Source organism: Parabacteroides sp. MSK.9.14 (genome assembly GCF_019041495.1).
Classification (GTDB): Bacteria; Bacteroidota; Bacteroidia; order Bacteroidales; family Tannerellaceae; genus Parabacteroides; species Parabacteroides merdae.
This window is the reverse complement of sequence record NZ_JAHPXO010000013.1, coordinates 51,909-76,029: the sequence shown is the minus strand read 5'-3', so window position 1 is coordinate 76,029 and position 24,121 is coordinate 51,909. Positions and strand designations below refer to the sequence as shown.

The following is a 24,121-nucleotide window of genomic DNA, read 5'->3' as shown; positions in this document are numbered from 1 at the left end:
TATGAAAAATAAGGAACTGGTTACTGAACTTGCCGCCCGTATGGGTTGGACTGCGCAGGAAGTTACTGAAACGCTTTCTGTCCTGAGTTCCGTCGTCAGTTCGCGTCTGGTAGATAACGACACCATATATTTGCAGGGCTTCGGTCAGTTTGAGGTGAAAAAAAAAGCGGAACGGATCTCTGTCAATCCTTCAAACGGAAAACGGTATTTAGTCCCCCCAAAACTTGTCCCGGTGTTCAAACCCGGAACGACCGTCAAGAATAAACTTAAAGAATTAGGCGACCATGAATAACCGGCTGGCGATACAGGATCTGGCCGGTCTGTTGGCCGAATATACAGGTAAGGACAAGAATAGTTCCGAGCGCTTTTTGAGAGAATTCATAGCGGTCGTGTCGGAAGGTGTCTATACGGATAAACTGGTAAAGGTCAAGGGGCTCGGTACTTTTAAGATCATTCCGGTGGAGAAGCGTGAAAGCATTCATGTGAATACGGGTGAACGTTTTGTAATCCCGGAACATTACAAGTTTTCCTTCCTGCCGGACAAGGAACTGCGGGAACTTGTCAATAAACCGTTCTCTTTTTTTGAAACGACCGAACTGCGGGAGAATGTCGATTTTACCGATATGGATGTCGTGTTGGACGAACCGGACATAAAAGAGACGGAAGACGAATCGATTGAGGAGATGATACCGGAAGAGAAACATCTTCCCGAAGAAGAACCTGTTGTCTTTTCAGAAGAAGAACCTGCCGGGCAGCCCGAAGATGAAGGGATGGATACCCTTGAACCGGTTGTGGACGAACGTTCAGATAGTTCCGGACCTGACAGTCCGATCGAAGAGGTAGAAACTGGTCCGGATGCGGAAAGAAAGAAGCCCCGCACGAAGCGGATTGCCGTTGTTTCTATGTTTGTATTCCTTCTTATGCTATTCAATATCGGGCTTTACCTGAATCGCACGTACTTTTTCGAAAAGGAAAAAGAGCCCTTGAGGATTGATACGGTCTTTCCCAAAGGAGAGACTGTTGCGACCGAAGCCGTTCCGGATACGACAATCGTTTTTGCCAATGAAGATTCCTCCCAGACTGTGGGTGAAACAACGGTGGAAAATCCGGAAGTTGAACCCGAAGCCGTTTCGCCTAAAGTCATTGCCCGTGTCAAGATCGAGCCGGGAAGCCGCCTGACGCTGATCTCGTTGAAATATTACGGAAGCAAATTGTTCTGGGTATATCTGTATGAATATAACAGAGCTGTCATAACGGACCCGAATAACGTGCCTATCGGTACTGTGATCGAGGTGCCTGCACCGGAAATGTACGGCATCGACCGTCGTGATCGTTCTTCCATTGAAAAAGCCGCTGCCCGCCAGACTGAGATACTGAGTGGCAAACTGTAATAAAAACTCTCTCTCTTAAGTAAAATAAAACAAAATAGTTCTGTGCAGGTTAGTATTATTTAACTGCGAAAGTGCAGAATACGAATTTAACATTTCTAATTTTGTGCATCTTAAAAAAAGCAAGTAAAAAATAGTAACAATATAATTGAAAAAAATCTATGAGTCAGACAGTAGACATTCGTGAGTTGAACGAGCGAATTGAAAGTAAAAGTTCGTTTGTGAACATGATTACGATGGGTATGGACCAGGTAATTGTTGGACAGAAACATTTGGTTGAATCATTATTGATCGGTCTGCTTTCAGATGGCCATATCCTGCTGGAAGGTGTGCCAGGATTGGCAAAGACATTGGCCATTAAGACACTGGCATCATTGATCGATGCGAAGTATAGCCGTATCCAGTTCACGCCGGACTTACTGCCGGCTGACGTGATCGGTACGATGATTTATAGTCAGAAAAGCGAAGAATTCCAAGTCAAACAAGGTCCAGTCTTCGCTAATTTTGTATTGGCGGATGAAATCAACCGTGCTCCGGCAAAGGTGCAGAGTGCCCTTCTGGAAGCAATGCAGGAACGCCAGGTGACAATCAGCGAAAATACATACAGATTGCCGTCTCCTTTCTTGGTAATGGCGACCCAGAACCCGATCGAGCAGGAAGGAACCTATCCGCTGCCTGAAGCACAGGTAGACCGTTTCATGCTGAAGGTCATCATCAACTATCCGAAGAAAGAAGAAGAAAAGTTGATTATCCGTCAGAATATCTCCGGAGTGAAGCCGGACATCAAACCGATCCTGACGAAGGAAGAGATCCTCGAAGCCCGTAAGGTTGTCCGTGAGGTTTATCTGGACGAAAAGATCGAACGCTATATCGTAGACATTGTGTTTGCTACCCGCTTCCCGCAGGAACATGGTTTGGCAAACCTGGCTAACATGATCTCCTTCGGAGCCTCTCCGCGTGCGTCCATCAGTTTGGCGCTGGCTGCCCGTGCGTATGCCTTTATCAAACGCAGAGGATATGTGATCCCCGAAGATATCCGTGCCGTATGCCACGACGTGATGCGTCACCGTATCGGTTTGAGCTACGAAGCGGAAGCCAATAACCTGACCTCCGAAGAGGTGATCAGCGAAATCCTGAACAAAGTCGAAGTCCCTTAAATAGTTGAAAGTTGAGAGTTGAGAGTTGAAAGTTGCGTAAGCAGCCCGTTTTTAGCTCTCCTTATTAACTCTCAACTTTCAACTCTCAACTTTCAACTGAATAATATGGAAACAAGTGAACTATTAAAGAAGGTTCGACGGATTGAGATAAAGACGCGCGGCTTGTCACGCAATATTTTTGCTGGGCAATACCATTCGGCGTTCAAAGGGCGCGGTATGGCGTTCAGCGAAGTGCGCGAGTATCAATACGGAGACGATATCCGTGATATTGACTGGAACGTGACCGCACGTTACGTCCGCCCATACGTGAAGGTGTTCGAAGAAGAACGGGAGCTGACGGTGATGTTGCTGATCGACGTGTCGGGCAGCAGGGACTTCGGTTCCGTGAATGTAATGAAGAAAGAAGTCATTACGGAGATCGCGGCGACACTGGCTTTCTCGGCTATCCAGAACAACGACAAGATCGGTGTGGTGTTCTTCTCCGACAAGATAGAGAAATTCATTCCTCCTCAGAAAGGGAAGAAGCACATCTTGTATGTCATTCGCGAACTGATCGACTTCCAGCCGGATAAAAAACAGACCAACATTGCACAGGCATTGAAATATCTGACTAATGCGATCAAGAAGCGCTGTACGGCTTTCCTGATCTCCGACTTTATCGACAAAGACGGTTTCAAGGAGGCCTTGACCATCGCCAACCGCAAGCATGACGTGGTGGCCATACAGGTGTATGACCGCCGCGAGACGGAACTTCCGGCTGTTGGGCTGATAAAGATCAAGGATGCGGAAACCGGACAGGAGCGCTGGATAGACAGCTCGTCCGCCCGTGTACGGGCCGCCTACAAGGAATGGTGGGACCGCCGACAGGCTGCCATGAGCGATTCATTCAAGAAATGTCGTGTCGATTCGGTCTCCATCCGTACGGAAGATGATTATGTGAAAGCATTGATTGCTCTTTTTGACAAACGTAATTAAAGCAAACAAATGAAATTAATAAAGAAAAGCATTCTGTTACTTGCACTTGCCGGTGGAACATTCCTGTCCGGCGGGAAAGCGTATGCGCAGCAGACGCTCGTTGACGTTCGTGTCGACTCTGCCGCCATACTGATCGGAGAGCAGACTGTTTTACATTTGACGGTAACGGCAGACAAAGATAAGGCCGTCCAGCTTGTCATCCCACGTGACACGTTGATGGCAGGAGTGGAGGTGCTGGAAATTCCGAAAGCGGACTCCACCTTGATCGAAAACGACCGCCTGCTGATCGAGCAGGACTTGCTGGTGACCTCTTTCGACTCTTCTCTATATTTGTTGCCCCCGTTTATGGTGATCGACGGGGCGGATACCGTTTACTCCAACCAAGTGGCCTTGAAGGTGTCGACGGTTCCTGTCAATGCCGACAAACCGGAGGAGTTTTACGATATTAAAAACGTCTGGAAGCCGCCTTTTGTATTGGCCGATTACTATCCCTGGATATTCGGTGTGTTGCTGACTCTGTTCCTGATCTGTGTGGTTGCCTATGTGATCAAACGTATGCGTAACCGTCAGTCCATCCTACCGTTCAAGAAGCCGGAACCAAAACTTCCGCCTCACGAACAGGCGATCAAGGAACTTGACGAGATCAAGCAGCAGAAGCTCTGGCAACAGGGGCGTAGCAAGGAGTATTATACATTGATTACGGATACGTTGCGTCGTTATATTGTGGATCGTTTCGGTATCAATGCTATGGAAATGACTTCCGGTGAGATACTCGATATCATCCGTAAGCAGCAGGAGGCGACTTCTGTCTATGAAAGCCTGAAGCAGATCATGCAACTGGCCGATTTCGTGAAGTTCGCGAAGATGAATCCGCTACCCGATGAAAACGACTTGAGTTTGATGAACGCTTATCTGTTCATTAACCAGACGAAGGAGGAAGAGATTCCCGTTCCCGGAGAAGGTGAAAAGGCTGAAGGTGAAGTAAAGTCTGTAGAAAAGAATGATTCAAATATAAGTAAAGAATAAGATGATATTTGCAAATCCTACATATCTGTATTTGTTATTGTTGCTGATCCCGATGATCGGATGGTACGTCTACAAACTGAGCAAGAATCAGGCGAGTTTGCAGGTGTCGTCTACGGAAGGTTTCGATGCTCCGGGAGTAAGCTCCTGGAAAGTCTGGCTCAGGCATGTCCCTTTCATTTTGCGTATGGCGGCGGTAGCTGTCCTCGTCGTGATATTGGCGCGTCCGCAGTCGACCAACAGTTGGCAGAACTCTTCGACGGAAGGTATCGACATCGTGCTGGCAATGGATATCTCGACCAGTATGATGGCGCAGGACTTGAAACCGAACCGTCTGGAAGCATCCAAAGATGTGGCGTCCGCTTTCATCAACGGCCGTCCGAACGATAATATCGGTTTGGTCGTGTTTGCGGCGGAGAGTTTCACGCAATGCCCGTTGACAACCGACCATACGGTCTTGCTGAACCTCTTCAAGGATGTCCAGCCGGGTATAATCCAGGATGGGACGGCGATCGGTCTGGGGTTGGCGAATGCTGTCAGCCGTATCAAGGATAGCCAGGCCAAGTCGAAAGTGATTATCTTGTTGACGGATGGTGTGAACAACCAGGGCGAGATCGCTCCGGTGACGGCTGCCGAGATAGCCAAGACGTTCGGGGTCCGTGTCTATACGATCGGTGTCGGAACGCAGGGCAAGGCTCCTTATCCGTTCCAGACGGCCTTCGGTGTCCAGTATATGGATGTCGATGTGGAGATCGACGAGCCGACCCTGAAGCAGATTGCCGCTACGACCGGCGGACAGTATTTCCGTGCGACGGATAATGCCAGCCTGAAGGAGATCTATTCGGAAATCGATAAGATGGAGAAGACGAAGATCAGCGTGCAGGAATACAGTAAAAAGCAGGAAGAGTACAAGAATTGGGCGATCCTGCTGTTCTCGCTGTTGCTGGTCGAGATATTATTGAGAAATACATTGTTAAGAAATATACCGTAAATATAAAAGGCTTATGTTTCGTTTTGCACATCCGGACTTTTTATACTTGCTCTTCTTGCTTCCCGTACTGGTTGCATTCTATGTGTATGCAATCGTCTTGAAAAAGAAGGCAATCAAGAAATATGGTAATCCCGAATTGTTGGCAGAGTTGATGCCGGAGGTTTCTCCCAAGCGTCAGCATCTGAAGTTTTGGCTGTTGTTCGGAGCCATCACGATGGTTATCATAGTTATGGCCGGACCGCAGTTCGGCTCCAAACTGGAGACAGTGAAGCGTCAGGGAGTGGAGATCATGGTTTGTCTGGACGTATCCAATTCGATGTTGGCAGAAGATGTCTCGCCGGATCGCCTGTCCAAGGCCAAGCAGATGTTGTCCAAGCTGACTGACGGCTTTTCTAATGATAAGGTCGGACTGATCGTTTTCGCAGGAGATGCTTTCACGCAGCTTCCTATCACTTCCGATTATGTCTCGGCCAAGATGTTCCTTTCATCCATCAACCCGTCGATGGTGTCGACACAAGGTACGGCTATCGGCGCAGCTATCAACCTGGCGATGCGTTCCTTTACACCGAGCGAGACATCGGACAAGGCGATTATCCTGATCACCGATGGCGAGAACCACGAAGACGATGCCGTGAAAGCCGCTGCCGCAGCAGCAGAAAAAGGCATTCATGTAAACATTGTCGGCATGGGTGATCCGAAAGGTTCTCCGATCCCGGTGGACGGTAGCAACAACTACATGAAGGATAAGGATGGGAATGTGGTGATCACGAAACTAAATGAAGAGATGTGTCAGGAAATTGCGGCTGCCGGCCATGGGACGTATGTCCGTGCCGACAACACCAATTCAGCGCTTCGTGCACTTCAAAAGGAGATCGATAAAATGAATAAATCGGAACTGGACAGCAAAGTCTATTCGGAATATGACGAACGTTTCCAGACGTTTGCCTGGATCGCATTGATTCTGCTTTTAGTGGATTTCATGACGCTGGACCGCAAGAACCGTGTATTCAAAAAAGTAAAATTATTCTCTTAAAATGCTATGGATAAGATGAAACGTATGCGAAAATCGATTATATGGATGGCGGCATTCATGTTCTGCTGCGGGGCTGTGTTTGCCCAAAAGGCGGAACGTAAGAATGTGCGGGAGGGGAATAAATTTTATGAGACGGAAAAGTTTACCGAGGCGGAAATCGCCTACCGGAAAAGTTTGGAAGTGAACCCGCGTTCGTCCGAAGGAACTTATAACCTGGGGAACGCTTTGTATAAGCAGAAGAAATTCCCTGAAGCTGCTGAGCAGTACCAGTTGCTAGCCGGACAGGGGGAGAAGATGATCGAAACGCCCGAAGGTAAAGCTCGCTTGGCTGAGATTTACCATAATGTCGGAAATATTGGCATGCAGAGTAAAGAGTATGCCAAAAGTGTCGAAGCTTATAAACAATCTTTGCGCCTGAATCCGAAAGATGATGAAACACGTTATAATTTGGCTTTGGCACAAAAGTTGTTGCACGATCAGCAGAATCAGCAGAATGAAGATCAAAATCAGGATCAGAACGAGGACAAGAAGGAAGATCAGGATAAACAGGATCAACAGCAGCAGAACCAAGATCAGCAACAACAGCAGGATGATAAGAAGCAGGATAAGACACAGGAACAACAGCCGCAGCAGCAGGAACAGATGAGCAAGGATAACGCTCAACAGATGTTGGATGCCTTCCTGCAGGATGAAAAAGACACTCAGGAGAAGGTGAAGAAAGCGCAGGCTCAACAGCAACAGCGTCGTCGCACGGATAAGGAGTGGTAAACGGAAATTGAAAATTAAGAATTAAAAATTAAAAATAAGGATTGAGGAATGAGGAAATTAGTTTTCTTATTTGTTCTCTTTGCAACTTTCGGAGTGGTAGCCAGAGCGGCGGATGTGACGTTCAAGGCTTCTGCTCCGGAAGCTGTTGTTATGGGAGAAACTTTCAGATTGTCGTACACGGTGAATGCGGAAGGTAGGGATATACGTGTACCGGAAATACCGGACTTTGAGGTATTGATAGGTCCGTCTACTTCCACAAATATGAGTACCCAGATCATTAACGGTAAAATGACAACCGAAACGTCATTGACGTTCACCTATATCCTCCAACCGAAGAAAGAGGGTACTTTCAATATCGCACCGGCAACAATCAAGGTCAAAGGTGCCAATTACACATCTAACGCATTAGTGATAAAAGTGCTTCCTCCCGATAAGGCGGAAGAGGCAACCAAAGGCGGTTCGACCGGTACTGGTATCAGTAAGGACGATGCTTTTCTGACAATCGATGTTTCTAAACGGAATGTATATGAACAGGAAGGTATTTTGGTTACATTTAAATTGTATGTAAGAAAAGATATCGGAGGGATCGACCAGCCTAAATTCCCCGAATTTACAGGTTTCCTTGCCCAAGAGGTAGAATTGCCGCAAAATAAGCAACTGGTAATGGAGAACTATAAGGGAAAGAACTACGGGACTGCCATTATAAAACAGACGGTGCTGTACCCTCAGCGTTCAGGGAAGATTACGATCCCTTCCGGAAAACTGGATATTGTTTTACGTGTGCCCGGACCGGCCAGACAGAGAAGCAGTGTATTCGATGATTTCTTCGGTTCGTCGTCTTATATAGATGTAAAGAAAGAATTGACAACGCCCCCTGTAACGATCGATGTCAAGCCGTTGCCGTCGGGTAAACCGGCGTCGTTCTCCGGTGCGGTAGGCAATTTCACAATGACCTCCAGCATCAGTTCCAATAATGTAAAGACAGATGATGCCGTTACCGTGAAGGTGAAGATTTCCGGTAATGGAAACATCAAGCTGGTAAAGAATCCGGAAGTCGCTTTCCCGAACGATTTCGACGTTTATGATCCGAAGGTGGAAGTGGACATCAAGACTACCGCGGCAGGAACTTCCGGAACGAAGACGATCGAATATATGGCCATCCCGCGTTACGCAGGCGATTTTGAAATTCCGGCTATCGCATTCTCTTATTTCGATACGAAGACCGGTTCCTATAAGACAATTACATCCGAACCATACAAACTTCACGTAGAGCAGGGCAAGGGGGGTGGAACATCTTCTCCTGTCGTTTCTAACTTCAGCAACAAGGAGAGTGTTAAATACCTGGGTAAGGATATCCGTTATCTGAAAGTGAACGGCATTCATTTTGTTCCGAATAATGAACTGTTCTTCGGCTCATTCATGTACTATATGTGCTATCTGATTCCGGCAATCCTGTTCATTGTCTTCTTTTTCATCTACCGCAAGCAGGTGAAGGAAAATTCCAACCTGGCATTGGTCCGTACGAAGAAAGCCAATAAGATGGCGGTAAGACGTCTGAAAAATGCCGGCAAGCTGATGAAGGAAAACAAGAAAGAAGAATTCTATGACGAAGTGCTTCGTGCCTTGTGGGGCTACTTAAGCGACAAGTTGAGTATACCTCAGGCCAACCTGACAAAGGATAATGTCGAAACGGAACTGGCAAAGTATGGTGTGGATGACGCTTTGATTAAAGAATTTATGGATATCCTGAACACTTGCGAGTTTGCCCGCTATGCTCCGGCACAGGCTTCGGATGCAATGGATAAGCTATATGAACAGACAGTGGATGCCATTGGTAAAATGGAAAATACAATTAAAAAGTAACGCGATGAAGATGAATATAAATATGAAAAAGATCGTATTCTTTCTGCTGGTTCAATTCGTTACCTTAGGGGCATTTGCTCAAGAGGCGACGATTAAAGAGGCGGAAGTTGCCTATACGAAAGAAGACTATGGCAAGGCTATCGAACTCTACGAAGGGCTTCTGAAAACGCATGGCGAATCGGCTGAGATTTACTATAACTTAGGTAATGCCTATTATAAGGAGAACAAGATTGCCCCGGCCATCCTGAATTACGAGCGGGCTTTGCTGTTGGATCCGGGAGACGGGGATATCCGTTTCAATTTGCAGCTGGCACGTCAGAAGTCTGTAGACAAGATCGAGCCGGTGGGCGATTTCTTCCTGCACCGTTGGTTCGACAAGGTTCAGAACATGGGGGCTGCCGATTCGTGGGCGCAAATCGGTATTGTTTGTTTTATCCTTTTTATCGGCTGTCTGATCCTGTTCTTCTTCTCCAAGTGGATTCATTTGAAGAAGATCGGGTTTTATCTGGGGCTGGTATTCTTGGTGTTGGTCATCTTTGCCAATATCTTTGCCGGCAACCAGAAGGACGAGCTGGTAAACCGGAAGAGCGCGATCGTGTTTGCTCCGACAGTGACAGTGAAAAGTTCTCCCGATGCAAGCGGAACCGACTTGTTTATTCTGCATGAAGGAACGAAGGTCTCTATCAAGAGCAAGTTGGGAGACTGGAATGAAATAGAAATGGAAGATGGAAATGTAGGATGGATGCCCAGCAAAGACATGGAAATCATTTAGGATTTGTGATTTATAACTTATGATTTATCATTGACGCATAAATTATAAATCACAAATCACAAATCTCCTTTTTCAATGGTTGAGAAAATACTAATTTACGAACGCGACGCGTTCTTTGCGCTTAACGGCAGCGACTCTGCTTTTCTGGATCGTTTTATGTGGATTTTCACAGGAAAGGCAGTTTGGCTGCCGTTAGCCTTTCTGATCCTGTTGGTTCTGATTTATAAAAAGAACTGGCGTGAGTCATTATTGATCCTATTGGCGATCGTATTGGTCGTTACGCTGTGCGACCAGTTTGCCTCTCACGTCTGTAAGCCTGTCTTCACACGTTTCCGCCCGACTCACCATCCTGATTTTATGGATCAGGTGAAAACTGTTTTCGGATACCGGGGGGGGCTCTACGGATTTATTTCCAGCCATGCTGCGAACGCTTTCGGTTTTGCGACTCTTATGGCATTGATCATGCGGGATAAGTTGTTCGGCTGGACAATCTTTTTCTGGGCGGTTCTTACCGCTTATACACGGGTTTATCTCGGGGTTCATTTCATTTCGGATATCGTGCCGGGTGCTATTTCGGGTGTGTTCTTCGGTTATCTGGTCTACAAGCTCTATTCTTTCAGTCGTTCGAAATTACTTCCTGTGGGGGTGAATAAAGGGGAACCGCTGTATTCGAAGAAACGTATCCGTCTCATCGTCTATGCAATATATGTGACGGTCCTGATCATTATTATTTTTAATGTGCCGCTTGCGGCTTGCCTGCAAAAGTGATACATGTCGTAAAGCATATTTATTTACACGGAATAATTTTGTTGCTGTAATTTATAATGACTAAGTTAGTGGCATGAAATTAAACAAAGTAATTAACCTTCAAAATAAGGAAGCCATGACAAAAACTATTACATTTAATGAACTTCGCAGACTGAAAGACAGCCTGCCTGACGGAAGTACTCACCGTATTGCTGATGAACTGGGAATCTCTGTTGAAACAGTTCGCAACTATTTCGGCGGGCATAATTTTAAAGATGGCAAAAGTTGTGGAATACATATTGAACCGGGACCAGACGGAGGCTTGGTAGTATTGGACGATACCACAATATTCGAGCGTGCTTTGCAGATACTTGCTGAAAACGAGGAAGTGTCGGAAGCACAGCAAGCGTAAAGAAATTCATTTTACAAAGAAATCCCATAGCTGAATCTGAAAAGACGCTGTGGGATTTTTTTTCTCAACATTTAGTGATTTCCGATTGTTTAATTTATAAAAACACACGAGTATGGAAGATAAATTAGTAACGTTAGCGATTCACACGTTTGAGAAAGCTCAGATTCTCAAAACGATGCTTGAAACAGAGGGGATTGAAGTTTACATACACAATGTGAACCAAATCCAACCGGTAGTTTCGGCTGGTGTACGTGTGCGAATTAAAGAAAGCGATCTGCCTCATGCCTTGCGTATCATCGAAGACAGTAAATGGCTTAGCGAGGATGCCGAACAAGAGGAAAAAGCCGGTCATCAGGAAAAGAAGATATTGATACCGATAGACTTTTCCGACTATTCTATCAAAGCGTGTGAATTGGGAATCAACTATGCCCATAAAGTCGGAGCCGAAGTGATGATCATGCACGCTTATTTCAGCCCTTATTTCCCGTCTGCTATTCCGATGGGCGACACATTGGCTTATCAGGTGAACGAGGAAGAGACAGCGCAGAATGTCCTGAAGCGTGTCCAGATCGATATGGAAAACATCTGTACATTGATCAACCGCAAGATACACTCTGGTGAACTTCCTAAAGTGAAATACAATTATGTGCTCCGCGAAGGTTTGCCGGAAGAAGAGATCATTGCCTATAGCAAGGAATATCATCCGTCATTGATCGTGATGGGGACTCGTGGAAAGAGCCAGAAAGATATGGACCTGATCGGCAGTGTCACGGGTGAAGTGATCGAGGTGAATAAGGTTCCTGTCCTGGCCATTCCCGAAAATGTGCCTTTTGAAGATTTGAGCGAAGCTAAAAATATAGCTTTTGCCACTTCCTTCAATCAACGCGACTTGGTGGCATTCGATGAGTTTATGGAAATCATCAAACCGTACAATGCCCACATTCATTTGTTCAATATCTCGACAAGTAAGAACGAATGGAATGAAATACGGCTGACCGGAGTCAACGAGTATTTCAAGAAGCAGTATCCGCAAGCACATATCACCCATACGGTGCTGGCCGACGGCGACCTGTTGCTGGCAATCGAAAAGTTTGTGCGGGACGAACATATCGACGTGATAGCGCTCAGTACCTATCGCCGGAATATCCTGGCACGTATGTTCAATCCTTCGATCGCCCGTAAGATGCTGTTCCATACCGACACGCCGTTGCTGGTGATGCATGCATAGGTCATGGTGAAACAGTTGGTGTTTACTACTAAACGGTAGATGACACGGGACATCCGGATAAACGTAGATTTTAGGGATCTACGTTTATCCGGGTAATCTATATAAAAGTTTTGCAAAACAACTATCATACTATCATAATTGAATTTATATGCTTGTAAAGCAGTAGGTTATTTTATGATAGTTCCTGTTTTCAACTATCATTCATCTATCATAACCATCATAGTTAAAAACAATAAAGCATTATATGTCAATCTTCTATCAAATTCCAGATATCTTCTGAAGCTGATACAAAATAGATTAAATAGGCTCGTTTTTTCATGAAGACAAGCTGTTCTTTTACCAAAAACAACTTGAAAAGTTTCTTCAGACCCGGGTGGAAGGGCATGGGAGATCCGGGTGTGGAAGAGGTGGAGACCCGGATCTGCGTGAAACCGAAACGGGGATGTGGAGCTGTTTATCTGCCTTGTTTGAGGAGATTTTATGCACTGTTTCTCAAAAAATGAAGCCGACTCTTTTAAGGGTCGGCTTCATTTTTATTCTTCCACTTGCACCTTTACAATCACTTTGCGGATATTACCTTGGCCGATACCGGGAGCATGGCCATCTTCGGGGAAATAGATGGCGAACTGTCCCGGATAGATCTTGGTGTAGGCTGTAGGACGGTCGATATAGAAAGCGATGTCTTTTTGCTCGTTATAAGGAGTTGATTCTTCCTGCAGCTCACATCCCGGTTTCCAACCGATTTTCTCCACACCTAACAGAGGCATTTGGATGTCGATGTATTTTTTGTGTGTTTCGATAGCGGCATCTTTCTTTTCCTTGCCAAAGATACTGACAACGCTTACATATAAGCGAGAACCATCCAGTTCATGCTTACCATCTTCCACTTTAGAGAAGTCTGTAGATTTTAGATAGTCGAATGCTTTTTTGAATAGAGGATGCAGGCATTCGATTTTTTTTGTGTTGTTTAATGAATCAAGTATCATACGTCTTATTATTTAATTCGTTCATTCGTTTGATTATTGGCAAAGGTCGTATATTCGAATGTTAAATAATAGCCTTTATCTGCAAATAATTCTATTAAAATCAAAGAATATTTATTTGGCTACAAAATAACCGAATAAACCGTATCTTTGTTATACTAATGAAACAAATTTGACATTTAAACACGATATGAGAGAAACAGAAACGAAGGTATTGCCTGTTCTTGAAATGAGTTGTGCCGTCTGTGCGGGCAACGTGGAGAGTACGGTGCAGGCATTATCTGGTGTGGAGAAGGCAAGCGTGAATTTCGCTGCTGGTACATTGACGGTAACTTATAATCCGTCCGTTATCACTTTGGAGGTTATGCAAGCTGCTGTGCAGGCTGCTGGATATGATCTGATAGTCGAAGCCGAGGACCCTGTAGCCATGCAGGAAGAGAAAGCTCGAATGCATTATAAGATATTGAGGAGGAATACCATAGGAGCATGGACGTTGTCTATCCCGTTGGCGCTTTTAGGGATGGTGTTCATGCATGTACCGTTTGGAAACTGGATCATGATGGTGTTGGCTTTGGCTATTATGATCTTTTTCGGACGTTCGTTCTATGTGAACGGTGTGCGGCATGCCCTCAAGGGAAAAGCCAATATGGACACATTGGTCGCACTTAGTACTTCGATAGCTTTCCTGTTCAGCCTTTTCAACACCTTATGTCCCGGATTTTGGCTGGGAAAAGGACTGGAACCACATGTTTATTATGAGGCTTCAGGTGTGATCATCGCGTTCGTCTTGTTAGGCAAACTGATGGAGGAGCGGGCTAAGAACAGTACCTCTTCAGCCATAAAAGGATTGATGGGATTACAGCCTAAAACAGCTCGTTTGGTAACGGACGGTAGAGAAGAGGAGGTGCCTATTTCGAATCTTCAGGTCGGTAATGTAGTCAGTGTACGGCCGGGCGAAAAGATTCCAGTGGACGGGACGCTTTTACAGGGGAGCTCTTCGGTGGACGAAAGTATGCTAAGCGGAGAGCCGATTCCGGTGGAGAAAAATGCCGGTGACCGAGTGTTGGCCGGAACGATCAACCAGAAAGGCGCTTTTACGATGGAAGCGACAAGTGTCGGAGGTACGACCGTATTGGCCCAGATCGTGCAGATGGTTCAATCGGCGCAGGGAAGTAAGGCCCCCGTTCAGCGGATTGTAGACAAAATAAGTGGTATATTTGTACCGGTCGTCGTATTGCTTTCGTTTCTCACCTTTGTTTGTTGGTTGGTGATAGGAGGAGAAAGTTATTTTTCATATGCATTGCTATCTGCCGTTTCGGTGCTGGTTATTGCTTGCCCGTGTGCGTTGGGATTAGCTACGCCGACTGCCTTAATGGTCGGAATGGGAAAAGGGGCCGAACAGCATATCCTGATTAAGGATGCCTTCGCTTTGGAAAATCTATGCAAGGTTGATACGGTTGTTTTGGATAAGACCGGAACATTGACGGAAGGTGTGCCGGTTGTCACGGATTCGTATTGGATTTCAGATGACAATATCCGTTATTTGGATGTCTTGTACACAGCGGAGCAGAAATCCGAACATCCTCTGGCATCCGCTATTCTCTGTTGGTTGGAAGAATCCGGTGCAAAGGTCTGTGAGGCAGAAAATTTCGAGAGCCTGACGGGACGTGGCGTACGCATTCAGGTCGAAGGAGTTACCTACTGGGTGGGGAGCCAGGGATTGCTTGACATATTTCAGGCTGGTATTCCGGAAAAGGTACGGAAGCAAATCGGGCAATGGCAGGAAGATGGGCAAAGTGTTGTTTTTTATGGTCAGGAAACCCGCCTATTGGCAGTTCTGGCGATCTCGGACCGTATCAAGCCGACTTCTGCAGAAGCCGTTAAGGAACTGAAAAAGCAGGGAATAGAAGTACATCTTCTGACGGGCGACGGTGTCCGGACAGCCGAACGGGTTGCCGCAACCTTGGATATCGGTTATTATAAGGCGGAAGTGATGCCGAACGATAAGGAGGAATATATCATATCTTTACAGCAGCAAGGTAAGAAAGTGGCGATGGTCGGCGATGGCATTAACGACTCGCAAGCGCTTGCACGGGCCGATGTCAGCATCGCGATGGGAAAAGGAACTGATATTGCAATGGATGTGGCTATGGTTACGCTTATCACGTCCGACCTGTTGCTGCTTCCCGGTGCGATCCGTTTGTCCAAACAGACAGTCCGCCTGATTTATCAGAACTTGTTTTGGGCATTTATATATAATGTAATCGGTATCCCATTGGCTGCGGGCGTTTTGTTCCCGATAAACGGACTGCTGTTGAATCCGATGCTGGCGAGTGCAGCAATGGCTTTCAGTTCCGTCTCAGTGGTATTGAATAGTTTAAGATTGAAATTCATGAAATGAAAAAAATTATGATTTATGAATTATAATTTCATGGCAATATCCCTATTTTTGTATTCATAAATCATAAATCGTAACAGCTATGGCAACAATAAAATTTAAAACGAATGCAAAGTGTGGTGGATGTGTAGCGGCAATAGGTGCAAAGCTCAATACATTGATGGCTTCGGATGACTGGTCGATTGATTTGGCCGATCCGAATAAGGTGTTGGAAGTGAAAGTTGATCTTGCTCCTGCTATTGTGATTGCAGCAGTAAAAGAGGCCGGGTTCAAGGCCGAACAATTATAAGCGGATGGCTGCCAGGCAACGACAAACATATGGTGAAGAGGTTGCCAATGTCTTGACACATGGTGCCGGAATGCTTTTTGGAATGACCGCTATCATTATTTTGATGATGGCGGCTATCCGAAGTGGAAATCCTTGGGCGATCGGCAGTTTTGCTGTTTATGTCGTTTGTATGACACTTTCGTATGTGACGTCTACATTTTACCATGCTTCGACCCGTGCACGACAGAAAAGACTCTTGCGGCGGTTCGATCATGGTGCGATTTATTTGCATATTGCGGGAACTTATACGCCCTTTACGTTGCTGGCCCTCCGGCAGGAAGGTTATTGGGGTTGGTCACTATTCGCCGTCATATGGATCGCGGCAGTGGCAGGTGTCTGGCTGAGTTTCAGGAAGATGAGAAAGAAAGACCATCTGAAAACAGTTTGTTATCTGGCAATGGGTTGGGTAGTCATAATTGCTTTTAAACCCTTGTTGCATGTCTTTCGTGAAACCGGTTCGATGGATGTTCTGTATTGGTTGATCGGAGGAGGGCTATTTTATACGGTAGGCTGCCTGTTTTTCTTTTTAGACAAATATAAATATATGCATCCAGTATGGCATTTCTTCGTATTGGGCGGTAGTATCTGTCATTTTATATCGATATACTTGTTGGTATAATATGTTCCATCTTTACTTAGGATTGATTTGAAAACATGTTTATAGAGGATTGTATGCATTGGGGCACTTTTTTCTAACAATTCAAACCAATACATTCCCTCCATATGTGTTGTATAGCATCTTTATATTGTCTACTTTTGCGCCTAAGTAGGAATAGGTTTTATCAAGAGAGATGGCAAAGAGAAAAAGCGCAAGGAAACCGCGGAAAAAAGTTCAAAAGACTTCGTCTTTCCTTTCCACAGTGAAGCGAATGTTTATTGGCGCCTTTATTGTAGTGGCTTGTTTTATAGGGGTTCTGTTTATATATGATTATTTTGTTCCGATGGCCGGACACAAACCGGCGGCTCTGGAGAAAAAGGGACAGGAAGTCGTTTCTTCAAAAAAGGCTGCAACCGCTCCGAAACAAAAGATACAGGACAAAACATCTGCCTATAAGACTCTTGCCAAGTCTTCCACAAAAACATTTAAAATCCCCGCAAATACAGAGATACCCCGCCTAAAGGAGAAACGCCAGGAGCAGGTTATCAAGCACGAAGGATATACGGTTTCTTATAATTCCGAGTACCGTATAGCTAACTGGGTCGCGTACGAATTGACGGCAACGGAAGCCAAAAACAAAAAGACGGAACGTTCTAATAAGTTTGTACCCGACCCGCAGGTGAAAGGTTCGACGGCGATGAACGAAGATTATACGCGTTCCGGCTACGATCGTGGCCATTTAGCTCCGGCAGGCGATATGAAATGGTCTGCAAAAGCCATGCGCGAGTCTTTTTACCTGAGCAATATCTGCCCGCAAAAACCGAAATTAAACCGGGGCATATGGAAAGACCTGGAGGAACAGTGCCGCTTGTGGGCGTTGGATAACGGTTCGCTTTTGATTGTTACGGGCCCCGTTATTACAGGCGATATGAAACGGTTGGGAAAAAACAGGGTTGCGATACCCAAAGCCTTTTATAAGGTATTGTGTTATCATACGGAGAAAGGCTATAAGGGTATCGGATTTCTTTTCGAGAATAGGGATTATAAAGATAATTCGCTGAAATCGATGGCGATACCTATCGACAGCGTGGAGAAGGCAACAGGTATTGACTTCTTCCCGTCTATCCCCGACGATCAGGAAAACGAAATGGAAGCGGCGGTTGATTGGAGCCGTTGGTCATTTTAATGCGTATATCCGAAAAATTATCGGAGGGTACACTTTGAAATCCGGTCGGAACCGGAACAATAGATTTTAAAAGAATGTTGTATTCTCTGGGTATGCAATTAATAGTCAGAATATAATAGTAATAATAAATAACTAAATGCAAGTTATCATGAATGGTAAATTAATCCCTGTTTTTGTATTGGCAGCATTGATGTCGTGTAGTCAGCCGCCGGTGAAGGAGCAAGGTCCCCGTCCGGTAAAGTTGGCGGAAGTGACCTCATTGAATCTTGTGGAAAAGTCGTTTAGCGGTGTCGTATCGCCGGATCAGTTCAGTGATCTGGCCTTTAAAATGTCCGGACCGCTGATTTCGCTGAAGGTGGATGAAGGACAAAAAGTCCGTACGGGACAGGTCGTGGCAGAGATCGACCCTCAGGATTTCAAATGGGAATATGAAGCGAAAAAAGCCTCTTTTCAAACAGCCGAAGCACAGTTGCAACGTGCGAAGAAGCTGTTATCCAAACAGGCTATTTCGAAGCAGGAATATGAAACGACCGAAGCTTCCTATTCGAATGCAAAGGCTGCATTCGAATATGCACAGAATCAGCTGGAACAAACGAAACTGCGTGCTCCGTTCGATGGATTTATCCAGAAGAAATATGTCGAGAATTATCAGAAGGTACAGGCCGGGCAAGGGATCGTTTGCCTGATTAACCCGAACAAGTTGCAGATCCAGTATACGATGCCTGAAACGAACATTACCTATTTCTCGACTCCTTATCAGATCTATGTGGAGTTTGATAACTACAAGGGAATCCGTTTCAAAGCGAAAGTGAAGGAATATGTGGAAGCGTCTCCCGATGGTTCCGGCGTTCCCGTTTTCCTATATATCGACGATCCCGAATTTAATCTGAACAAATACAAAGTGGCTGTCGGCTTCTCCTGTCGCGTGGTGCTGCATATCGAGAGTGCAAGCTTTAACGAGGGAGCGGTGTTGGCGCCTCTTTCCGCTATTGTAGCGAGTGAAGAAAATAACGACAAATTTGTCTTTGTCTATAATGCCCAGTCGCAAAAGGTGGAACGTCGCCAGATCGAAGAATCCGGACTGGTAGGAAAAGACAATGTTATAATAACCAAAGGGCTGAAAGCCGGTGACCAGGTCGTTTCCGCCGGGGCTACCCGCCTGGTTGAAGGACAACAGGTAAAAGTATTAACAGATTAAGCTGATAAATAATGAATCTTCCAGTATATTCTTTAGAGAATAAGAAGATTATATATTTCTTTTTGGCTATCATGCTGATAGGAGGTATATATTCTTTCTTTAAATTGCCGAAGAAGGAGGACTCGCCTTTCGTAATCAAGCAGGCTGTTTTGGTTACGCAATATCCGGGTGCTACTCCTCAGGAGGTAGAAAAATTGATAACGGAACCTATCGAGAGGGAAATTCAGTCCATGTCGGATGTTTTTCAGATCAAGTCTGAATCTTATTTCGGCATGTCGAAGATCTCGATTGAGTTGCAGCCGACTTTGGCCCCGGATTATATGCCGGTCAAGTGGGACGAATTGCGTCGTAAGGTGGCTAACATACAGCCTCGCCTTCCGAGTGGCGCCTCTGCCATCAATGTGAGTGATGATTTCGGGGACGTGTTCGGTATCTATTACGCCCTGACAGCCGACGAAGGTTTTACCTACGACGATATGCGCGATTGGGCGCAGAAGATCAAGACCGAGCTGACTCCTATTCAGGGTGTGCAGAAGGTCTATCTGTTTGCGGAACAGACGCAGGTCGTGAATGTGCGTATCTCGGTTCCCAAGCTGGCGAATTTGGGGATCGATCCGAATTCGATTCAGCAAGTCCTGCAAACCCAGAACCTGCTGGTCAATACGGGTGAGATCATGACCGGGACCTACCAGCTTCGTGTACGTGCCGAAGGTACTTATAAAAGTATAGAGGATATACGCGACCAGCTGATCGTGACAAAGGGTGGAGGCGAAGTACGCCTGGGTGATATCGCAACCATCGAACGAGGCTATATGGACCCGCCTTCCAACCTGATGCGTGTGGATGGCAAACGGGCCATCGGTATCGGTGTGGCTACGGGTGCGAAAGATGATGTGGTGGCTGTCGGTGACGCTGTTGCCGAACATTTGAAAGAGATGGAACAGCTTTTCCCGATCGGTATGGAACTGAAAACCATCTATCCGGAAAATCAGATTGCCAACGAGGCGAATAACGGATTTATCCTGAATCTGATCGAATCGTTGCTCATCGTTATCGTGATTATCTTCCTTGTGATGGGATCGCGTGCAGGTATGCTGGTGGGTAGTTCACTGCTATTCTCGGTTGGTGGAACGTTGCTGATTATGCTGATCTGGGGTGTCGGGCTGAACCGTACGTCTCTTGCTGCTTTCATCATTGCGATGGGTATGCTGGTGGATAACGCGATTGTGGTGACCGATAATGCGCAGGTCGGTATCAAGCGCGGTCTGTCACGCTATCAGGCGCTGGTCGATGGGGCCACCAAACCGCAGTGGGCGTTGTTGGGTGCGACCTTTATCGCTGTTTGTTCTTTCTTGCCGATGTATTTGGCGCCAGCTTCGGTGGCCGAAATTGTCAAGCCATTGTTTATCGTGCTTGGTGTATCCTTGGGGTTAAGTTGGATATTGGCTTTGACGCAAACGACGACTTTCGGGAATTTCATCTTGAAGGAGGCGAAACCGGGTGAATCCAAAGATCCCTATGACACCAAACTGTACCATAAGTTTGAAAATGTGCTGGGACGTCTGATCAAACGTCGTTATCTCACGCTTACTTCGGTGGTGGCAACCTTGTTCTTGTCTTTGTTCATCATGAGCATTATGCCGCAGAGCTTCTTCCCGATCATGAACAAGCCCTATTTTCGTGCCGACCTGATCTTCCCGGAAGGGTATGGGATCGACGATGTGGAAAGGAATGTGATCAAGATAGAAGAGTATCTCAAGAATAATGATAAGATCAAATCCTATTCGTTCACGCTGGGAGGTTCGCCGGTACGTTATTATCTGGCAAGTTCGTCTATCGGTCCGAAGCCGAACTTCGCCAATGTCCTGATCGAAACCAAGGACGCGAAAGATGCACAGAGCGAGGAAAACAAGTTCTATGAATATATGGTCGCCAACTATCCGGATATTTTGACTCGTTCAGCTTTGTTTGCTTTGTCTCCTGTGCCTGATGCGGCAATTGAAATCGGGTTTGTTGGCGATAATATCGATACGTTGGTGGCTCTGACACAGCGTGCACAAGAAATCGCCCGCAAGAACGACATGGTGATGGAAGTGCGCAACAGCTGGGGAAACAAGGTTCCGGTATGGAAGCCGTTGTACTCGCAGGAAAAAGGTCTCCGTTTAGGTATCACCCGTCAGCAGATGGCTTATTCGCTTCGTTCGGCAACCAATGGCGTGCCTTTAGGCGAATATCGCGAAGGAGATGTGTTTATGCCGATCCTGCTGAAAGATGCCGATCGCGATTCGATGAACCTGAACGATATCAAGACTTTGCCTGTCTACAGCGCCAAGGGGCGTTCTGTCAAAGTGGAGCAGGTGATCGACGACTTCTCGCTTGATTATGAGTACAGTGTCGTGAAGCGTTATAATCGTCAGCGTTATATGATGATGCAGTGCGAGCCGAAACGCGGAGCCAATACGATGGCTGCTTTCAGCCAGTTGTGGCAGGATATCCAGCAAGAGGTGCAGGTTCCCGAAGGATACAAACTGCAATACTTCGGCGAACAGTCTGAACAGGATAAAGGTAACAAGGCGATTGCTGCCAATATTCCGTTGATGTTCGGTCTGATCTATCTCACCCTGTTGTTCCTCTTCCCGAAATACTACCGGAAGCCGGTCTTGATTATGTGTATGTTGCCTCTGATCTTCATCGGTGTGGTATTGGGGTTGCTGGTGTTTGGCAAGTCGCTCGATTTCTTTGCCATGTTAGGTCTGTTAGGTCTGATCGGTATGAATATCAAGAATGCGATCGTGCTGGTGGACGAAATAGGATTGCAGCTTGACAGTGGCCTGGCGCCGGTCAATGCGGTGATCGAGGCAACCAAGACGCGTATCGTTCCGGTGACGATGGCATCGGGGACAACGATTTTGGGTATGTTGCCATTGTTGGGCGATGCCATGTTTGCCGGTATGGCGGCGACGATCATGGGAGGTCTGTTCGTTTCGACCATCCTGACCATCTTCGTGCTTCCGGTGACCTATTGTATATTCTTTAAGATTAAATCGGTATAATGAGTATGAGAAATAAAATAATTATCGGTTGTATGCTGTTGGGGGCTTTATCGGTGGGAGCACAGGAAAAGCCCGTCACGGCTGCGGACTACAAGCAGAAAGTGCTTGAATATAGCCGCCAGATCAAACAGAGTGCGGAAGAGCGTATTGCGATGCAGCATGCTATCAAGGCGGCCAAGACCGCTTTCTTCCCGGCTGTCGATTTCTCCGGCAGCTACCAGTACCGTATCAATAAGTACGATTTGGATTTCGGCCCCGGCATGGCTGTCGAAATGGATCATAACACCTATAGTTTGGGAGCTACCGTAAGTCAGCCGATCTATGCCGGCGGACAAATCTACAACAATTACAAGGCCGCCCAGATACAGGGACAGATCGCTTCCGAGGCGGAAGACCTGACGACGGATAATATCGTGTATGCCGCCGACCTGAACTACTGGTCTGCTGCTGCCCGTAAAGGCATGTACGATGTCATGTGCCAGTATGTCGATATTGTGCAGGAATTGGCAAACGTGCTGACAACCCGTTTCAATGACGGGCAGATCAGTAAGACCGACCTCTTGCAGGTACAGTCCCGTTTGAAAGAAGCGGAATTGAACAAAAGCGCTGCGTACAAAGATTATCAGATCGCCTTGCAGAACCTGAATGTGCTAATGGGTGTTCCTCCTATGACACCGGTGGAGATTGCCGATGCCATCACGACGGTGCAGCCGTTGCCGATGCACATAGGGGAAGAGGCCGCTTTGCAGAACCGGCCGGACTTTACGATCTCCCGATTGAATGTTGAATACCAGAAGCGGCAGATCAACTTGTCAAAAGCAAAGTATAATCCGACACTGGCTATCGGTTTTCAGGGAACCTGGGGCACTCCGATGTTGAACGTGAAAGGATCCGACCAGCTTTGGACACCTGCCGTGTTCGCCTCCCTGAAGATACCTTTGTTTCGTTGGGGAGCCCGTTTCAAAGAGGTGAATTCTCAGAAAGCTATCTTACGCAGTAAGGAATATGTTATGGATTACACCCGCGACCAGATTTCCCAGGAGGTAGCCAATTCCTGGACCAGCCTGACGGAAAACACGAAGCAGATCGATGTTGCCGAAGAAGCCTGCAAGATCGCTGAGGAAAATCTCGACCTGAATACGTTCAGCTATAAAGAGGGAAAACTTCCGATCCTCGATGTCCTTTCCGCCCAGCTTTCCTGGATTCAGTCCTATAGCAGCTTGATTCAGACTTGGTATCAGCAGAAAGCGTCTCTCGCCCAGTATAATAAGGCGGTGGGCATTCGTCGCTTGCAGTAATCGGAAAACACCTTTATCACAATCTTTTTAGGCACGGATTTCACGGATTTACACGGATGAATTTATTTTTTCCGTGTTTTCCGTGAAATCCGTGCCTAAATTATATCTATTAGTAAGCAAAATTTTGCTTCGACACAGCTCCCTGCCAAGAGCAGAAACAAATGCAAATATTATTGAAACTCCTTTTTCAGTTTCGCCACCCATTTCAGTATCCGTTCCTCCGTTTGTTCGGACTGATTCTCGATATCGAGGGGAAGTCCCAGGAAATGCCCTTCCTTAACGGCCCGTGATTGGGTGAAATGGTAGTCGTTGACAGGCATGAAACCGATCAGTTCCGCATTGCTTTTGGTAAAGGCTTCCGCCAGAATGCCGATCCCATCGACGAAATTGTCGGGATAGCGTTCTTGGTCTCCGAGCCCGAATAGGGCGACTTTCTTGCCCGTCATGTCGATGGATTCTATTTCCGGCATGAACTCGTCCCAGTAAGTCGGCAGTTCTCCGTCGAACCAGGTGGAAGTTCCGGCAATAATATTGTCGAACGATTCGAACTCCTTGCGTGTCGCCCCTTCTATCGGGATCAGGACGACTTCGTTTTCTGCGAATGCTTCTTGTATTTTCAAGGCGACTACGGCTGTTTTAGCGGTTGTGCCACCATAGAATAAACCTATTTTCTTCATTTTGTATGTTGTTTATAGAAGGTGTGTCAAAACTATCCTGTTCCC

The 24,121-nt window shown here is 46.3% G+C and carries 23 protein-coding genes; 21 read left to right on the top strand and 2 right to left on the bottom strand.

All coding sequences use genetic code 11. The features are described 5' to 3' along the window. Position 1 precedes the first annotated feature (1 nt). The 14 genes from KTG12_RS08925 (at position 2) to KTG12_RS22270 (ending at position 12,860) form a co-directional block, all read left to right on the top strand. Positions 2-292 carry an HU family DNA-binding protein gene (locus KTG12_RS08925; RefSeq protein ID WP_119215884.1) on the top strand — a complete coding sequence of 97 codons (291 nt, stop codon included), beginning with the start codon at positions 2-4 and terminating at the stop codon, positions 290-292. Next, positions 285-1,391: an HU family DNA-binding protein gene (locus KTG12_RS08920; protein ID WP_122115731.1), complete on the top strand. Its 1,107-nt coding sequence runs from the start codon at positions 285-287 to the stop codon at positions 1,389-1,391. The genes KTG12_RS08925 and KTG12_RS08920 overlap by 8 nt, the downstream gene beginning before the upstream one ends. 158 nt (positions 1,392-1,549) lie before the next feature. After that, positions 1,550-2,545: a MoxR family ATPase gene (locus KTG12_RS08915; protein WP_005638186.1), complete on the top strand. Its 996-nt coding sequence runs from the start codon at positions 1,550-1,552 to the stop codon at positions 2,543-2,545. Positions 2,546-2,650: 105 nt separating this feature from the next. Then, entirely contained in the window at positions 2,651-3,520 is an 870-nt protein-coding gene (locus KTG12_RS08910; RefSeq protein ID WP_022322165.1) for a DUF58 domain-containing protein, read from the top strand. Positions 3,521-3,529: 9 nt separating this feature from the next. Then, positions 3,530-4,546 carry a hypothetical protein gene (locus KTG12_RS08905; RefSeq protein ID WP_005638182.1) on the top strand — a complete coding sequence of 339 codons (1,017 nt, stop codon included), beginning with the start codon at positions 3,530-3,532 and terminating at the stop codon, positions 4,544-4,546. A 1-nt stretch (position 4,547) separates the two neighbouring features. Next, positions 4,548-5,534 (top strand): VWA domain-containing protein, encoded by a 987-nt coding sequence (locus KTG12_RS08900; protein WP_055284523.1) that lies wholly within the window; start codon positions 4,548-4,550, stop codon positions 5,532-5,534. Positions 5,535-5,547: 13 nt separating this feature from the next. Then, positions 5,548-6,567, top strand: coding sequence for a VWA domain-containing protein (locus tag KTG12_RS08895; RefSeq protein ID WP_005638177.1), 1,020 nt, complete (start codon positions 5,548-5,550; stop codon positions 6,565-6,567). Positions 6,568-6,582: 15 nt separating this feature from the next. Beyond that, on the top strand, positions 6,583-7,335 hold the full coding sequence (locus tag KTG12_RS08890) for a tetratricopeptide repeat protein (protein WP_173022532.1): 753 nt from the start codon (positions 6,583-6,585) through the stop codon (positions 7,333-7,335). A gap of 48 nt (positions 7,336-7,383) precedes the next feature. After that, entirely contained in the window at positions 7,384-9,198 is a 1,815-nt protein-coding gene (locus KTG12_RS08885) for a BatD family protein (RefSeq protein ID WP_155143728.1), read from the top strand. Positions 9,199-9,202: 4 nt separating this feature from the next. Next, complete coding sequence (locus KTG12_RS08880; RefSeq protein ID WP_005642946.1) at positions 9,203-9,970, top strand: tetratricopeptide repeat protein; 768 nt, start codon at positions 9,203-9,205, stop codon at positions 9,968-9,970. 75 nt (positions 9,971-10,045) lie between these two features. Further along, complete coding sequence (locus KTG12_RS08875) at positions 10,046-10,738, top strand: phosphatase PAP2 family protein (RefSeq protein ID WP_122120966.1); 693 nt, start codon at positions 10,046-10,048, stop codon at positions 10,736-10,738. Between the two features lie 115 nt (positions 10,739-10,853). Next, complete coding sequence (locus KTG12_RS08870; RefSeq protein WP_008153583.1) at positions 10,854-11,129, top strand: hypothetical protein; 276 nt, start codon at positions 10,854-10,856, stop codon at positions 11,127-11,129. Between the two features lie 112 nt (positions 11,130-11,241). After that, positions 11,242-12,357, top strand: a complete 1,116-nt coding sequence (locus KTG12_RS08865) for a universal stress protein (RefSeq protein WP_005638168.1) — start codon at positions 11,242-11,244, stop codon at positions 12,355-12,357. A gap of 317 nt (positions 12,358-12,674) precedes the next feature. After that, complete coding sequence (locus KTG12_RS22270) at positions 12,675-12,860, top strand: hypothetical protein (protein WP_122115736.1); 186 nt, start codon at positions 12,675-12,677, stop codon at positions 12,858-12,860. A gap of 30 nt (positions 12,861-12,890) precedes the next feature. Here KTG12_RS22270 and KTG12_RS08860 read toward each other — a convergent pair whose 3' ends face one another. Continuing rightward, positions 12,891-13,343 carry a YhcH/YjgK/YiaL family protein gene (locus KTG12_RS08860; RefSeq protein ID WP_005638166.1) on the bottom strand — a complete coding sequence of 151 codons (453 nt, stop codon included), beginning with the start codon at positions 13,341-13,343 and terminating at the stop codon, positions 12,891-12,893. Between the two features lie 187 nt (positions 13,344-13,530). Between KTG12_RS08860 and KTG12_RS08855 the strand changes: the two genes are divergently transcribed. The 7 genes from KTG12_RS08855 to KTG12_RS08825 all read left to right on the top strand — a co-directional run bounded on the left by KTG12_RS08855 (position 13,531) and on the right by KTG12_RS08825 (position 23,399). Next, positions 13,531-15,741: a cation-translocating P-type ATPase gene (locus KTG12_RS08855; RefSeq protein WP_005638165.1), complete on the top strand. Its 2,211-nt coding sequence runs from the start codon at positions 13,531-13,533 to the stop codon at positions 15,739-15,741. 79 nt (positions 15,742-15,820) lie between these two features. After that, positions 15,821-16,027: a heavy-metal-associated domain-containing protein gene (locus KTG12_RS08850; protein WP_005638164.1), complete on the top strand. Its 207-nt coding sequence runs from the start codon at positions 15,821-15,823 to the stop codon at positions 16,025-16,027. 4 nt (positions 16,028-16,031) lie between these two features. Beyond that, positions 16,032-16,685, top strand: a complete 654-nt coding sequence (locus tag KTG12_RS08845) for a hemolysin III family protein (protein ID WP_005638163.1) — start codon at positions 16,032-16,034, stop codon at positions 16,683-16,685. A 172-nt stretch (positions 16,686-16,857) separates the two neighbouring features. Then, positions 16,858-17,850: a DNA/RNA non-specific endonuclease gene (locus tag KTG12_RS08840; RefSeq protein ID WP_173022531.1), complete on the top strand. Its 993-nt coding sequence runs from the start codon at positions 16,858-16,860 to the stop codon at positions 17,848-17,850. A 148-nt stretch (positions 17,851-17,998) separates the two neighbouring features. Next, positions 17,999-19,048, top strand: a complete 1,050-nt coding sequence (locus KTG12_RS08835) for an efflux RND transporter periplasmic adaptor subunit (RefSeq protein ID WP_036723672.1) — start codon at positions 17,999-18,001, stop codon at positions 19,046-19,048. A gap of 11 nt (positions 19,049-19,059) precedes the next feature. Beyond that, the gene (locus KTG12_RS08830; RefSeq protein WP_005638160.1) at positions 19,060-22,101 is read left to right on the top strand and encodes an efflux RND transporter permease subunit; all 3,042 of its coding nucleotides are present in this window, start codon (positions 19,060-19,062) and stop codon (positions 22,099-22,101) included. 5 nt (positions 22,102-22,106) lie between these two features. Next, a complete protein-coding gene (locus KTG12_RS08825; RefSeq protein ID WP_036723673.1) occupies positions 22,107-23,399 on the top strand; it encodes a TolC family protein in 1,293 nt (430 codons plus the stop codon). A 170-nt stretch (positions 23,400-23,569) separates the two neighbouring features. On the opposite strand, the gene KTG12_RS08820 is transcribed toward KTG12_RS08825, so the two are convergent. Beyond that, complete coding sequence (locus KTG12_RS08820; protein WP_022322044.1) at positions 23,570-24,076, bottom strand: flavodoxin; 507 nt, start codon at positions 24,074-24,076, stop codon at positions 23,570-23,572. Positions 24,077-24,121 lie beyond the last annotated feature (45 nt).